Below are 14546 nucleotides of genomic sequence, written 5' to 3'. Positions count from 1 at the left end.
AAGCCCGGGCAACAGGGCCCGGGCTTCGTGAAGTGCGACGATGGGCAAGACTATCCGTCCAGCTTCACCCAGGCAGCGTTTTTCGCCGAAGAGCGGACGCAGGCGTCGACAAAGCGCACGCCGGCAAGCCCGTCTGTGATTCCCGGAACCAGAGAGCTGGCGTCCTTGCCGGACTGGTGGGCACGGATGGCATCGGCAGCGTCCTTGTAGAGGTTGGCGAAGCCTTCCAGATAGCCTTCCGGATGTCCTGGCGGCACACGTGTGGCCGAGGCGATGCTGTCGAGCATGCCCGCACCACCCCGTGTCAGCAGCTGCTTCGGCTTTCCGAAAGGCGTGTAGTGGAGATAGTTCGGGTCTTCCTGGTGCCACTCGAGCCCGGCCTTGTCGCCATAGATCCGGATCTTGAGATTGTTCTCGTTGCCCGGTGCCACCTGCGAACACCACAGCATGCCGCGCGCGCCGCTGGCGTAGCGCAGCATCACGTGGCCGTTGTCATCCACCTGACGGCCCGGAACGAAGGACTGCAGGTCGGCTGCAAGGCTTTCCGCCGACTGGCCTGTGATGAAGCAGGCAAGATTATAGGCGTGAGTGCCGATATCGCCCGTGGAGCCGCCAAGGCCCGTGCGCGCAGGGTCGGTACGCCAATCAGCCTGCTTGTTGTGCTGTTCCACCGTCAGCCAGTCCTGGGGATACTCCACCTGAACGACGCGGATCGTGCCAAGGTCGCCACTGGCCACCATCTCGCGTGCCTGCCGAACCATCGGATAACCGGTGTAGTTGTGGGTCAGGAAGAAGAGGGCATCGGAGCTTTCCGCAGCCTTCACGAATTTCTTGGCATCGGCCAGGGTCGAAGTCAGAGGCTTGTCGCAGATGACATGGATCCCGCGTTTCAGGAATTCCTTCGCCGCGGGATAGTGCATGTGGTTCGGCGTCACGATCGCAACGGCTTCTATGCCGTCTTTCAGCCGGGCTTCACGCTTGGCCATTTCCTCGAAAGAGCCATAGATGCGATCTTCCTTGAGGCCGAGCGCGCGGCCAGATTCAAGAGCTTTCTCCGGGGTGGAAGACAGGGCCCCCGCCACCAGGTCGTAGGCGCCGTCGATGCGCGCGGCAATTCGGTGAACGGCGCCGATAAAGGCATCCTTGCCGCCGCCGACCATGCCGAGCCGGATCGGGCGCGTCTGCACGGTGTCTTTTCCTTCGATGGCCATATCGCTCCTCCTGAAACTGTTTCTGTTCTATCGTGCCGCGCGCTGTAATCGATTACACGCGTTGTTTACATACATAGAAACCCCATGCTGAGGAAGCGCGGATGCGCTTTTTCGAGGGAGGGGCCACTTGTTTTCAAAATTGCAGCCCACCCTTCGAAACGGACCGGGCGGTCCTCCTCATGACGAGAGTGAGAGGTGGCGAGCGTCGTCGCCGACCCGTTCAATTGTTGCCTCGTCGAAGTCAAAACTCTAGTTGATCCCCAGCATCTTCCGGTTGGCTGCCTCGTCACTGCCGCCGTCGGCAAAATCGTCAAAGGCCTTTTCGGTCACGCGGATGATGTGAGCCTTTACGAAGTCCGCGCCTTCCCGAGCCCCGTCTTCAGGGTGCTTCAGGCAGCATTCCCACTCAACCACGGCCCAGCCATCGAAATCATTCGCGGCCATCTTGGAAAAGACGGCTCCGAAATCGACCTGACCATCGCCAAGGGAGCGGAAGCGGCCGGCGCGGTCAACCCACGACTGGTAGCCGCCATAAACACCCTGACGTCCGGTCGGGTTGAACTCCGCATCCTTGACGTGGAACATGCCGATCCGGTCTTTGTAGATGTCGATATTGTCCAGATAATCCAGGCACTGCAGCACATAATGGGACGGATCGTAGAGCATCTTGCAGCGGTCGTGACCGTTGACGCGCTCCAGGAACATCTCGAAGGTGATGCCGTCATGCAGATCCTCACCCGGGTGAATTTCGTAACAGACATCAACCCCCATTTCCTCGGCATAGTCGAGGATCGGACGCCAGCGTCTGGCAAGTTCGTCAAATGCGGTTTCGATCAGTCCGGCAGGGCGCTGCGGCCACGGATAGACATAGGGCCAGGCAAGCGCGCCGGAAAAGGTGGCGTGGGCTGAAATGCCGAGATTGCGGCTTGCGGCCAGGGCCAGTTTGACCTGGTCGACCGCCCAGGCCTGACGGGCAGCAGGATTGCCATGGACATGCGGCGCGGCAAAGCCGTCGAAAGCCGTGTCATAGGCCGGGTGCGCGGCAACGAGCTGGCCCTGCAAGTGGGTCGAAAGCTCGGTGATCTCGACACCGTTCTCGCGCGCCGTTCCAATGAATTCGTCGCAATAGGTCTTGGAACTGGCGGCCTTTTCAAGGTCGATCAGCCTGCTGTCCCAACTGGGTACCTGAACGCCAAGATAGCCGCAGTCCGCGGCCCATTTCGTGATCGACGCCCAGGAATTGAACGGCGCTTCGTCCCCCGCAAACTGGGCGAGAAACAACGCCGGACCCTTTATTGTTTTCATGACATTCTCCAGAAATCGGGGAAGGTGAGGTGGAAAGGGCCGGGGTCCCATCGCGAAAGACCCCGGCCTGCTACGTCCCGAAGCCTTAGAAGGGCGAATCCGGGAAGTAGTAGTTTTCAGCATTTTCCGGCGTGATCAGCGTCGCACCGAGAATGTAGCGGCCAGCAACCGGACCGTTGGACTTGAAGGCGGCAACCGTCTGGTCCATTGCGGTGGCGATCATCGCCGGCGGATAGAGAACGTCGACCGGAATAAGGGTGTCGCCGTCCATGATTGCCTTGATGGTTTCCTTCATGCCGGCACCGCCAACGACGAACATGCCGTCGCCGTCACGGCCAGCCTGTTTCAGGGCGGCAACCACGCCAATGGCGATGTCGTCGTCCTGGGCCCAGACCGCGTCGATGTCCGGGAAGCGGGACAGGAAGTCCTGCATCACTTCAAAGCCGTCGTCGCGGTTCCAGTTGGCGTGCTTGTGGTCGAGCACGTTGATGCCGGAGCCTTCAATCTCGGCCATGAACGCGTCGAAGCGCTCATTGTCGATGACCGTCGGAATACCGCGCAGGATGACGATGTTGTCGCCGTCCTTCAGACGGGTCTTCATGTACTGGGCGGAAACACGGCCCAGTTCCGGGTTGTTGCCGGCCACATAAAGGTCTTCGATGCCCGGCTGGCTGAGGCCGCGGTCGACGACCGTGATCCATGCACCGGATTTCTTGACGTTCAGCACCGGGTCGGTCAGCGGTTCGGATTCGAACGGCAGAACCACCAGGGCTTTGATCTGGTGAACGGAGACCAGGTCTTCCAGGGCACTTGCCTGTGCTTCCGGATCCGGCGAGTTCACCAGGATGAGATCGACATCCGGATAAAGCGCCTCAAGCCGCTTTTCCGCTTGTTCCGCGTGCCAGTTCATGCCGGCTGCCCAGGCATGGGTCGGGGTCGGATAGCTGACGCCGATCTTGATTTTTTCCTGTGCAACCGCAGCGCCCGCAAAGGCCAGCGCACCGGTTACCGCGATCACTCCCAAAGCTTTCTTCATGAGCATTGCTTCCTCCTTCAATGCTGCCATCTGGACGCACCTCTCCCGTCCGGTGCGATCCGGTATTTGAATTGGGGACGGGTCCCGGTTCGGTTGAAATCAGCTCAGGGGCTTACTTGCTCTTGCGGAGCTTCCAGTCACTGCGCTGAAGAAACACTGCGACGATGATGATCAGGCCCTGCATGGTTCCATTCAGGTAATTCGAGATCACATCGGTGAAGTTCAAAATGTTGCCGATGGTGGTGAGAATGAGCGCACCAAGGATGGTGCCACCGATCCGGCCATACCCACCCTTCAGGACCGTACCGCCGATGATGACCGCGGCGATCGCCTCAAGTTCCCACAACACGCCGGTGGACGCGGACGCCGAGCCGAGTCGGGGCACGTAAATGATGGTGGCAAAGGAAACGCACAGGCCTTGGATGACATAGGTAAGCGTCTTCACACGGTCCACGTTGATCGCCGAATATCTGGCGACAGCCTCGTTCGAACCGATGGCCGTGCAATAGCGGCCGAACGCGGTGCGGTTCAGCAGCAGCCAGCCGCAGATGGCAACCGCGATGAACACCCAGACAGGGAAGGGCAGGCCCAGAAACGTGTCGTAATAGACAGGCCTGTAGGTTCCGCGAATATCGAAGTTGAGCGACAGGGTGCCGCCATCGGCAAAGTAGGTCACCAGCGAGCGATAGATGCCCATGGTGCCGAGCGTTACGATGAAGGCTTCAATCTTGCCCTTGGTGGTCAGGGCACCGTTCACCCAGCCGGCCCCGATGCCCAGCACGATGGCTAGGCCGCAGCCGAGCAGAACTGTCGGAACGCCGCTGCCCATGGTCTCGACGGCGTTGTTCATGATGATGATCATGACACCAGAAATGGCTGCCGCCATGGACCCTACAGACAGATCGATGCCGCCGGCGGTGATGACGAAGGTCGCCCCGACAGCAATTATGCCGATGAAGGCAGAGCGGGTCAGAAGGTTGGTCAGATTGCCTTCGCTGACGAAGGCAGGGTTCAGCAGAAAGCCGATGATGCAAAGGATCAGAAGGGCAACTGCGGGGCCAATCGTCTTGAAGTCTATGGAAGACCTCTTGGCCGGCTTGGCCGCTGTATCGTCAGACGCGGTCATCATGGTCAATGGAGTTCCTCCCGTTTCAGCCCGGCGGCGTAGCGCATGATTTCGTTTTCGTTGATGTGATCGCCGGTCAGAACGCCGGTGATATGGCCTTCGCGCATAACCACCACCCGATGGCAAATACCGATGATTTCCGGCATCTCCGAAGAGATGACCACGACCGAAACCCCTTCGGCGGCAAGGGCTGCGATGAAGTGGTAGATCTGTTGTTTCGTGCCGACATCGATACCCCGGGTCGGTTCATCGATGATGACGATCTTCGGATCGCATTCCATGATCTTGGCGAGCAGCAGCTTCTGCTGGTTGCCGCCCGACAGCTTGCCGACCGTGATTTCCTTGTCGCGGGCCCGAACGTCGAAGCGGCGGATCGCACGGTTGAGCGCGTCTTCTTCCGCCTTGCTGTCGAGACCGAAATTGCGGACGAATTTCGGCAGGGCGAACAGGGTCAGGTTTGGCCGCATCTTCTTTTCGAGAAGCAGTCCTTTTTCTTTCCGGTCCTTGGTGAGATAGGCCAAACCAAGGTCCCGTGCCTGCGCGACGGTCATGGGGCCGGTGTCGCGTCCAAAAAGCCTGATCGTTCCTGCTTCAAACGGCGCAAGGCCGCAAATCGTCTCGAAGACTGCGGTCCTGCCGGAGCCGATCAGACCCGAAAAGCCCAATATCTCGCCCTTGCGCAGGCTGAAGCTGACGTTGTCGACGGACGGCGCACACAGGTTCTGGACTTCCAGAACGAGCTCCGCATCGACGTCTGCCTCATGCATGGGCGGGTAGAGATCGGAAAGCTCCCGTCCAACCATCATCTGGGCCATCATGTCCGGGGTCAGGTCGCTGGAGGCACGCGTGTCGATCCACTGACCGTCACGCAGGATGGTGACGCGGTCGGCAATCTCCTTCACCTCGTTGAGCTTGTGCGAAACGAAAACGATGCCGACGCCGCTTTCTTTCAGCTTTTCCACCTGACGGAAGAAAACCTGTGTTTCCTCCTCGGTCAGAACGGCGGTTGGTTCGTCCATGATCAGGATGCGGGCGTTCCGACTGACGGCCTTGACGATCTCGACCATCTGCTTCTGGGCGATGGTAAGGTCGGAAATGCGGTCGGTGGGGGAAATGTCGAGGCCGATCTCGTCCAGATACTTCCGGACGGTTGCCTGCATGGCCGCCTTGTCCAGAAAGCCGTTGGATTTGATCTCGCGGCCGAGGAACACGTTTTCCTCTACCGTCATCTGTTCGGCGAGATTGAGCTCCTGGTGGATCAGCACGACGCCGAGTTTCTCTGCGCCGCCGTTGGCGGGCAGGTCGGTCTGCTTGCCGTCGAGACGGATCTGGCCGGAGGTCGGATCGTGAAAACCGGAGAGGATTTTCATCAGCGTCGACTTGCCGGCGCCGTTCTCGCCGATCAGGGCATGAACCTCGCCAGGGCGGACGTCCATGCTGACACTGAACAGCACGGGAACCGGCCCAAAGGATTTGCTGATGTTCACGGCCTCGATGACCGCTGCCGGAGCAGTGGTGTCCACGCTCATTCTTGTTCCTCCCAAGGCGCCAAAGCCCTCTTCCTCAATGGCACCATGCGTTTGATGTAAACGTTTTCATGGATCGTGTAAACCTTTACATTGGCCTCTGTAAACCTTTTCATTATGTGCAATGCGTTCTATACAGCGTAGATGGCGTTGCGATTCATGGACTTACCACGAGGCCGCACCGCAGCATGTCTGGAAATAGAAAATGAGCGAACCGGGCGAGCGGCCGGCGACCATTGAAGACGTTGCGAAACTGGCGGGCGTTTCCATCGCGACCGTCAGCAGGGCCTTGCGCTCGCCGGAGAAGGTTGCCGAGAGCACGCGCAAGAAGGTTACGGCCGCTATTGCCCGAACCGGTTACACCGCCAATGCCATGGCGCAGAACCTGCGCATGCAGCGCTCGCAGATGGTGCTGGTGCTGGCGTCTTCCATTGCTGATCCAAACTTTGCCGGCATTCTGACAGGGCTGGAAAAAGCGGCAAACGACCGTGGTTATGGTGTTCTCATCGGCAACACCGAAGGTACCAGCGGACTGGAGCAGAACTACCTGCGTTTCCTGTCGACGGGCATGGCCGACGGGCTTGTCTTGCTGACAGGGCATATTCCGGTTGCCGGGCAGCCACAAACACCGCTCATCAACCTGCCGCCGATCGTTGCGACCGAGCGTCCGGTCTCGAACCCCGAAATCAGCTACGTCGGCGTGGATGATGTCGCGGCCTCCAAGGTGGCGACCGAATATCTGATCTCCCTGGGGCACCGGCGGATCACCTATATTTCCGGCGGGCCAGCCGACATCCGTAGCGATCTTCGCCATTCCGGATATCTGCAAGGGTTGAGAGAATCACCCGAGGCACTGCGCGACTGGCGCGTGGAGGGCGACGGCTCCAGCGAGAGCGGGCGCGCCGCCGTCGAACGGCTGTTCATCAAGGACGACCTGCCAACCGCTTTCTTCTGTTTCAACGACAACACCGCCATCGGGGTCATCTCGGCGCTTCAACTGCGTGGCTACCGCGTCCCGGAAGATTTCTCCGTGCTTGGTTTCGACGACATTCCCTTTGCCAACAATTTCACGCCCGGATTGACGACAATTCGCCAACCCCGGCAACATATCGGCGAAAAGGCCATGACGATCCTGCTTGATCGCCTTGCGAACCGGTCGTTGGAAACGCGCACTCATCTGCTCCACGGGGATCTCATCGTGCGCGAGAGCTGTGGTGGCATTTCCCGCAAGCTGAAGTGACCATCTTCTGCGGAGGGGGCTGGAGCATTCGCAAAGCGCCGCCCCAATTCATGAGGAGAGGGGCAACGAAACTCCATCAAGAAGGCACGGTTGAGCCTTCCCGGAAGCAGTAGACCTTGCTCGTCGGTGCAGCGGGAGTGTTCAGCAGCGTAAGCTTTTACCCGCCTTGCCAGACCTTGATCGCCTCGACCGGGTAGACCAGCATCAGAACATTCAGCGTGAGATTGTCCTTTATCACCCAGAGCGCAAGCAGTTCGAAGGCAATCCCGACCAGGATCGTGACCCAGACCGGCATGCGCCAGGCAAAGAAGAAGCCGGCGAGCATCCAGAGAATATCGAAGACGGAATTCAGGACGCTGTCGCCGGTGTAGCCAACGGCAATGGTCGCTTCACGGTACCGGTCGATGATCCACGGGCTGTTCTCGACAATTTCCCAGGCTGCTTCGATGAAGATCGCTCCGAGCGCGCGCTCACCGACGGAACAGCGTCTGAAAACCAGCCACAGGAACAGATAGAACAGGAAGCCGTGGATGATATGCGAGGGCGTGTACCAGTCGGCTACATGTTGCGAGGAACCGGCGACATCGCTGGCCGGTGTCCACAACAAGACATAGCCGCAATCACAGATCGGGATCCGCCCCATGGCGAGAAGGATGGCGGCGGTGACGGCGATCATCGCGATGCCGACGATCAGGCATTTGCGTTTGCTCACAGGGCTGAGTTCCTAGGCGGAATGAAAAGAGGGATTGGGAGAGCGGAAACTTTGCTCGCTTCTATTGAAGATTTTTCAAATATATTTCGAGCCGCTTGGTGCAACGTACGGTCTTGAGTTCGATTTCGTCATACGGCAGGTTACAGATATTAATTTTGAAGCCCGTTTGACTTTTGTATAAACCGCAATCGCATAACCCAAGGTGCTCGTTCGGATCTTCAGCACGAGTTTCTGCCATGACCTGCGCAAGCGACCTCTGAGCGCGTGCTATTTCCTTCAATTCTCTTGCAGGTACTTTCTCGTCAAGGCAGTTGTAAACCTCGCCATCGATACCGGACACAAGCACACCCTTGGAGGCAATCGGTTGGCTCGCACGGGCTTTTGCCACCATTTCAATAGTGTTGATCCACGTTAAGGGGCACGTCGAACTTGCGATCGTTTGGCTGAAAGCAGGTTTTGATAAAATGCCCAGTGCTATCCATAGTCCGACAACAAACGAAAATACTGAGATGGCGACCGAACACCTAGCAAAGTGAAATCTCATTTGTTGCCCTAACCAAATACCAAACAAAGGATTTTATTCCCTTCAATGCCACTTGTCATATTCGCGCTGGAAATCTTCAAGAATTCTCTCTATGACCTTCCGCCAACGAAACATCAATCCGTCCGGCCCTGAGTGGAAGGTTGCGCCCCGGTTTTCCCGGCGTGTTTGCGCGGCCCCGCCGGATTTGGGATCAGGAGATCTTCATGACTGGCCTAAACGGCACGGCGCCTTATCAGTCCCGGCGCACCTTTGCGATCATTTCACACCCGGATGCCGGTAAGACGACCCTGACCGAAAAGCTGCTGCTTTCAGGCGGCGCGATCCGGGCAGCCGGTCAGGTGCGTGCTCGCGGCGAGCGCCGCCGCGCAAGGTCCGACTGGATGAAGATCGAGCAGGAACGCGGCATTTCCGTCTCGTCCTCCGTCATGACGTTCGAGCGCAAGGGCATCGTCTACAATCTGCTCGACACGCCTGGCCACGAGGACTTCTCCGAGGATACCTATCGCACGCTGACCGCGGTCGATGCGGCCATCATGGTGATCGACGCTGCAAAGGGTATCGAAACACAGACCCGCAAGCTGTTCGAAGTCTGCCGCCTGCGTGACATTCCGATCATCACCTTCGTCAACAAGATCGACCGTGAAGGCCGGCATGCACTTGAAATCCTGGACGAGGTACAGGAGGCGCTGGCTCTCGACGTCTCTCCGCAGACCTGGCCGGTCGGCATGGGCTCGGACTTTTTCGGTGTCTATGACTGGCAGAAGAAGAAATTCCACACCTCCGATGGCGAGCGCGGTGGTGCCTTTACCCAGACCAAGGACGTTTCCGGTCTTGATGACGAGGTCCTGACCGGCACCGTGTTCGACCGGATCATGGATGAACTGACCGAGAACGTCGAACTGGGCGCCGAAGGCTACGCCGAATTCGACAAGGAAAGCTTCCTGGAAGGGCACCTGACGCCGGTTTTCTTTGGCTCGGCGCTGCGCGACTACGGCATCGAGGAAGTGCTCGATTTCATCGCCGACTTCGCCCCGCCGCCGCATTCGCAACCGGCAACCGGCGGGCGCACAATCATGCCGCAGGAAGACAAGGTCACCGGCTTCGTCTTCAAGGTGCAGGCAAACATGGACCCCAAGCACCGCGACCGCATTGCCTTCGTGCGCCTGTGCTCCGGCACCTTCAAGCGCGGCATGAAGCTGAAGCACGTGCGCGCCGACAAGCAGATTGCCGTTTCCGCACCGATCTTCTTCTTTGCCGAGGAACGGGAAATCGCCGACCTTGCCTATCCGGGCGATGTCATCGGTGTTCCCAACCATGGCCAGTTGCGTGTTGGCGACACATTGACCGAGGGCGAGAACATCCACGTCACCGGCCTGCCGGCGTTCGCACCGGAAATCCTGCGCCGCGTACGCCTGTCCGACACCATGCGCGTCAAACAGATGCGTCAGGGCCTTCAGGACCTGGCCGAAGAAGGCCTTGTTCAGATCTTCAAACCGGATCTCGGTTCCAACTGGATCGTCGGCGTGGTCGGCGCACTGCAGCTTGATGTCGTGGTGGATCGGCTGAAGGCGGAATATGGCACTGAAATCGGCTTCGAAGCAGTGCCTTACACCACCGCCCGCTGGATCGAAACCGACAGCCAGACCCTGCAGAATATGCTGGAAGGCCACCGCATGTCGATCGCCAACGACCGTGACGACAAGCCGGTGTTCCTGTTCAAGAACGCCTGGGAAATCGGTCACGTAACCGAAAAGTTCCCGGACGTGAAATTCCGCGAAACCCGCGAGATCGTCTACGAGGCGTAACCGGAAAACCCGGCTCCAGCCTTTCTCCGTTCACTGAGCGCCCCAGTATCTTTGATATGAGGTTACTCAAGAGCTGGATGGAATGAGCATGAGAGCCGGGCCGCCTGGCTTGCCTCAGCCTTTTTCCAGTTCTTTCGCCGCGCCCGACGAGCCGCGCGCTGTCCGCAGGGGGATGTTATCTCGCTTGGGTTTTTCACAAGAAACGAATTCGAGTTTCAGAAGTTGGCTCGTGACTAATGCGTATTCATGAAAGTTGTTTTGAGGATAATTTATCGTAATTTTTAACGGTGATTGTCTTTCGGGTCGAGTATTTGTGAAATATTTGGCTAAGTATTGATTTTAAATAATATTTCTTGTGTTGATAGTGCTGAAACGCTTGTCTAGGATACTTGTGGCTGCCGGAATTTAGGTAATTCCAGCTGGAATGCAGCTAAGAGAGCGAATAAGCAAGTGCGATACGAGCCTGTCGGGCATGGTTCGCCGCCGCTTCAAAAGGCCAAGGGCGAAGCGCAAGCGGTAGAAATCCGCCGTCTGTCCAAGCCGTTCTGGATAACCGTGATCATCAGCGCGGTGAGCCTGATGGCGTTTGTGTCTTTCCTGTCCTGGACCCTCGACCGAAATTCCATCCGATCTTCGGAACATATTTTCACGGCCATGCTTGGCGATCGCTCCGATCATCTGGCGGACATCACACTTGAGTACGGCTATTGGAACGACGCGGTCGAAAACCTTGTCGAATCCTTTGACATGACCTGGATACGGGAAACCTTTGTCGACTACATGCAGGAAGAACTGCAGATCGACGGGATCCACCTGCTGGATGGCAACAACCAGCCCAAGGTTCATGTGGTGGAAGGCAAGGTCGCCAATACGGATTTGCGACTTCGCTATGGGCCTTCGATGAGCGTTCTGATTGCCGATGCCCGGAATACGCCGCGGGACGAATCGCCCGTCCCGGCAACGGGTCTGGTTGGAAACCTTGAGACGCTTTATCTCGCGAGCGCTGTTTTGCTGACGTCATACACTGAGGACAGCGACACCAGTACCGATCACGTGCTGGTCTTCGCGCGGCCGATCAATGCCGCAGTCCTGGCGGATATGGCGGAGAAATATCACTTGCCCGGTCTGGGATTGGCACAAATCCCCCCGGCCTTCTGGCAGGCTGGATATGACATCGAGACCGTGGACAGGCGGCACCTCGGTTATTTCGTGTGGAACCCGGAGCTGGCCGGGTTCCGGATGTTACCTCTTCTGGCCATCGGGGTGCTGGTGGTCTATCTCGGAATGTACCTGTCCGCGCGCATGTTCTTCCACCGTGCAACAGATACGGTCCGGGCGCTTGCGGAAGCCAAGCATCAGGCGGACAAGGTCAAGGAACTGCTGGCCAATCAGGTCAGGAGCGACCCTCTGACGGGGCTGGGCAACAGGCGATTGCTGGATGAAAAGCTGGCGCTCCTGCAGGACGTCAAACCGTTGGCGGACGGTCACGCGCTGCTCTATGTCGACCTCGATCGGTTCAAGGAAATAAACGACACCTACGGCCATGAAACAGGGGACCTGGTGCTTTTGCATGTCGCGGAAGCTTTGACCGGCCTTGTCAATGCGGACGACACGGTGGTCCGGCTGGGCGGGGATGAGTTCGTCATTGTGTTCGGCAGGGCACGGCGCGAGCGGGTGCTTTCGGCAAGCCGGGCAATCGTGGAACAACTCAGCCGGCCGGTGAACCTTGACGGCGCCACCTATACGTTCGGGGCCAGTGTCGGCGTCGCTTTTTCGCACAAGCCTTCGGAACTGCTTCGCCAGGCGGATGTTGCACTTTATTCGGCGAAACGGCGGGGCAGGGCACAGGTTGCGGTCTATTCTTCCGACCTGCTGGATTTCCGGCATGTCCCCATTCAGTCGGCAGCTCAGCCGGGCTGACAGGAAAAGACCGGCCAGAAGGCCGGTCTTGAACGTCAGGAGGCTTTCGCCGGCGGCAATTCGATATCAATGCCGAGCGTGGTGACGTCACCGGTCCTGTCCATTTCGAGACGTACGGAGTCCGGGTCGATCGCAACGCGCTTTGCCACGACGGCCAGGATGTCTTCCCGCAGACTTGAGATCAGGACCGCGTCGGAGCCGTCGTCGGCCCGTTCGTGCGCCAGCAGAATTTGCAGCCGGTTCTTGGCAACAGAGGCACTTTCACCTCTTTTGCCAAAGAGGCTCAGGATGTTCATGCGGCCCTCCCCTTGAAGAACTTGCCGAACAGGCCCTTCTTTTCCTCGGGGATGGTGACCGGGATATTTTCACCCAGCAGACGGCGCACGGCCTCGGTATAGGCCTTTGCGGCTGGCGAATTTTCGTCCGACAGCGTGATCGGCAGACCGACGTTCGACGCTTTCAGCACGTCCTTGCTTTCCGGCACGACGCCAATGAGTGGAACGGAGAGAATGTCGACGACATCGTCGGTTGCCAGCATGTCACCGGTCTTGGCACGCTCGGTGTCGTAACGGGTGATCATCAGGTGCTTCGGCATCCGGCCGCCGTCTTCGGCGATCTTTGTCTTCGCGTCGAGCAGGCCGATGATCCGGTCGCAGTCGCGTACCGACGACACTTCCGGGTTGGACACGATGATGGCCTCATCCGCATGGCGCATGGCCAGCGTCGCGCCGCGTTCGATGCCCGCAGGGCTGTCGCAGATCACCCAGTCGAAATACATCCGCAATTCGCTGATGACGCTGGCAACGCCCTCTTCGGTCAATGCGTCCTTGTCCCGGGTCTGGGAGGCCGGCAGCAGGTAGAGGTTGTTCAGCTTCTTGTCGCGCACCAGCGCCTGTTTGATCGAAGCTTCGCCGCGCACCACGTTGACGAGGTCGAACACGACCCGCCGTTCCGCACCCATGATCAGGTCGAGGTTGCGCAGTCCGACGTCGAAGTCGATGGCGCAGACCTGGTAGCCTTCTTTGGCAAGCGCCGAGGCGATAGCTGCGGTGGTGGTGGTTTTGCCCACGCCGCCCTTGCCTGACGTGACCACAACGACAGTAGCGTTGCTCATGGTGTTCGTCCTGTTTTTGTTGTCAGTCCGGCGGCCTTCTGCAGCCGGCCCTGTGGTTAGTTCAGCTCTTCAAAGACGAGGGTCTCGTTTTCGAAGCGGATCTGCGCAGGTGCGTTGCGCAGGGCGCCATCGAAATCGTCCGCGACCTTGTAGAGCCCGTTGATGGAAACCAGCTCCGCATCCAGCTTGGAACAGAAGATACGGGCGCTGTCTTTCCCTGCGACACCGGCCAATGCACGTCCGCGCAGGGCGCCGTAAACGTGTATCGAGCCACCGGCGATTATTTCGGCGCCGGAACTCACGGAGCCGATGACAGTGACGTCGCCTTCTGGATGCAGGATGCTCTGGCCCGAGCGCACCGGTTCGGTAATCACGATGGAAGATCCGCTTGCGATGCTGGCCGGCGAGGTTTCCCACGCTTCTGGTTCGAAATCGCTGTCACCGTTTGCCTTGCTCACCTTGGTTTTGGGTTCAGCGGCTGTCTTCTTGGACTTTGCAGTTGTGTTCTTGGCCGAGCCACCGGCGTCCTTGGTGTCCCGCTCTTCGGTTTCAGAACCGTTTCCAGCCACGGCCGAAGCGTTCGCAGGGGTCGGGACGTCCACATCGGACGCCAGACGGCCACCGGAAAAGCTCGGCGGCATGCCGGCTTTCAGGCGTGTTCCGGCGACACCGTCAATTCCCATCACCCGGATCGAGCGTTCGGCAAGTTCGGCAAGAAGCTGTTCCAGCTCTTCAATGGGAATCTTGGTTCCCCGAACGTCCAGTATGATGGGCCGGTCGATGAAAAATCCCGGCGAGCGTTCGATGATCCGATCGATTTCACGGAACCAGTCCGCAAAGGGCGGCTCCGGGCTCAGAACGATGGCAATGAAGGATTTTCCCTTGAACTTCATCAAAGAGTCCGGCGGCACAATTGGTCAGGTTGATTTGGTCGGATAAACCTATCATTAACCGAACCGGACAATCGGGCAGGCGACCGTTTTCCACCGATATCAATTTTCATCAGA

Annotated in this window: 13 protein-coding genes; 3 read left to right on the top strand and 10 right to left on the bottom strand. The window is 58.6% G+C overall.

All coding sequences use genetic code 11. From position 1 onward, the window contains the following. Nucleotides 1–50: 50 nt before the first annotated feature. The 5 genes from FIV05_RS26180 to FIV05_RS26160 form a co-directional block, all read right to left on the bottom strand. Complete coding sequence (locus FIV05_RS26180; protein WP_022999993.1) at nucleotides 51–1211, bottom strand: Gfo/Idh/MocA family oxidoreductase; 1161 nt, start codon at nucleotides 1209–1211, stop codon at nucleotides 51–53. Between the two features lie 249 nt (nucleotides 1212–1460). Continuing rightward, the gene (locus FIV05_RS26175) at nucleotides 1461–2516 is read right to left on the bottom strand and encodes a sugar phosphate isomerase/epimerase (protein WP_152511527.1); all 1056 of its coding nucleotides are present in this window, start codon (nucleotides 2514–2516) and stop codon (nucleotides 1461–1463) included. A gap of 85 nt (nucleotides 2517–2601) precedes the next feature. Continuing rightward, nucleotides 2602–3582 carry a substrate-binding domain-containing protein gene (locus FIV05_RS26170; RefSeq protein ID WP_022999995.1) on the bottom strand — a complete coding sequence of 327 codons (981 nt, stop codon included), beginning with the start codon at nucleotides 3580–3582 and terminating at the stop codon, nucleotides 2602–2604. A gap of 82 nt (nucleotides 3583–3664) precedes the next feature. Further along, complete coding sequence (locus tag FIV05_RS26165) at nucleotides 3665–4681, bottom strand: ABC transporter permease (RefSeq protein WP_022999996.1); 1017 nt, start codon at nucleotides 4679–4681, stop codon at nucleotides 3665–3667. Nucleotides 4682–4683: 2 nt separating this feature from the next. Beyond that, on the bottom strand, nucleotides 4684–6207 hold the full coding sequence (locus tag FIV05_RS26160; RefSeq protein ID WP_152511526.1) for a sugar ABC transporter ATP-binding protein: 1524 nt from the start codon (nucleotides 6205–6207) through the stop codon (nucleotides 4684–4686). Nucleotides 6208–6409: 202 nt separating this feature from the next. Here FIV05_RS26160 and FIV05_RS26155 point away from each other — a divergent pair, with 202 nt between their 5' ends. Next, nucleotides 6410–7444 (top strand): LacI family DNA-binding transcriptional regulator, encoded by a 1035-nt coding sequence (locus FIV05_RS26155; protein ID WP_152511525.1) that lies wholly within the window; start codon nucleotides 6410–6412, stop codon nucleotides 7442–7444. A 157-nt stretch (nucleotides 7445–7601) separates the two neighbouring features. Here the strand turns inward: FIV05_RS26155 and FIV05_RS26150 are convergent, their stop codons facing one another. Together FIV05_RS26150 and FIV05_RS26145 are read right to left on the bottom strand one after the other, a co-directional pair. Next, nucleotides 7602–8120 carry a DUF2585 domain-containing protein gene (locus tag FIV05_RS26150; RefSeq protein ID WP_209010113.1) on the bottom strand — a complete coding sequence of 173 codons (519 nt, stop codon included), beginning with the start codon at nucleotides 8118–8120 and terminating at the stop codon, nucleotides 7602–7604. A 97-nt stretch (nucleotides 8121–8217) separates the two neighbouring features. Beyond that, complete coding sequence (locus tag FIV05_RS26145; protein ID WP_152511523.1) at nucleotides 8218–8700, bottom strand: hypothetical protein; 483 nt, start codon at nucleotides 8698–8700, stop codon at nucleotides 8218–8220. A gap of 203 nt (nucleotides 8701–8903) precedes the next feature. On the opposite strand from FIV05_RS26145, the gene FIV05_RS26140 reads away from it, so the two are divergent. After that, entirely contained in the window at nucleotides 8904–10505 is a 1602-nt protein-coding gene (locus tag FIV05_RS26140; protein ID WP_152511522.1) for a peptide chain release factor 3, read from the top strand. 450 nt (nucleotides 10506–10955) lie between these two features. After that, nucleotides 10956–12425: a diguanylate cyclase gene (locus tag FIV05_RS26135; protein WP_152511521.1), complete on the top strand. Its 1470-nt coding sequence runs from the start codon at nucleotides 10956–10958 to the stop codon at nucleotides 12423–12425. A 35-nt stretch (nucleotides 12426–12460) separates the two neighbouring features. On the opposite strand, the gene minE is transcribed toward FIV05_RS26135, so the two are convergent. The 3 genes from minE to minC are packed head-to-tail and all read right to left on the bottom strand — an operon-like array spanning nucleotide 12461 to nucleotide 14432. Beyond that, nucleotides 12461–12721: a cell division topological specificity factor MinE gene (gene minE / locus FIV05_RS26130; protein ID WP_023000012.1), complete on the bottom strand. Its 261-nt coding sequence runs from the start codon at nucleotides 12719–12721 to the stop codon at nucleotides 12461–12463. Then, complete coding sequence (gene minD / locus FIV05_RS26125) at nucleotides 12718–13539, bottom strand: septum site-determining protein MinD (protein ID WP_006939389.1); 822 nt, start codon at nucleotides 13537–13539, stop codon at nucleotides 12718–12720. The genes minE and minD overlap by 4 nt, the downstream gene beginning before the upstream one ends. Before the next feature lie 56 nt (nucleotides 13540–13595). Beyond that, entirely contained in the window at nucleotides 13596–14432 is an 837-nt protein-coding gene (minC, locus tag FIV05_RS26120; RefSeq protein WP_152511520.1) for a septum site-determining protein MinC, read from the bottom strand. Between the last annotated feature and the right edge of the window lie 114 nt (nucleotides 14433–14546).

The organism is Labrenzia sp. THAF191a, from assembly GCF_009363335.1.
Lineage (GTDB): Bacteria > Pseudomonadota > Alphaproteobacteria > Rhizobiales > Stappiaceae > Roseibium > Roseibium algicola.
Note: the sequence above shows the minus strand (reverse complement) of the source record. Positions and strands in the feature narration are given on the sequence as shown.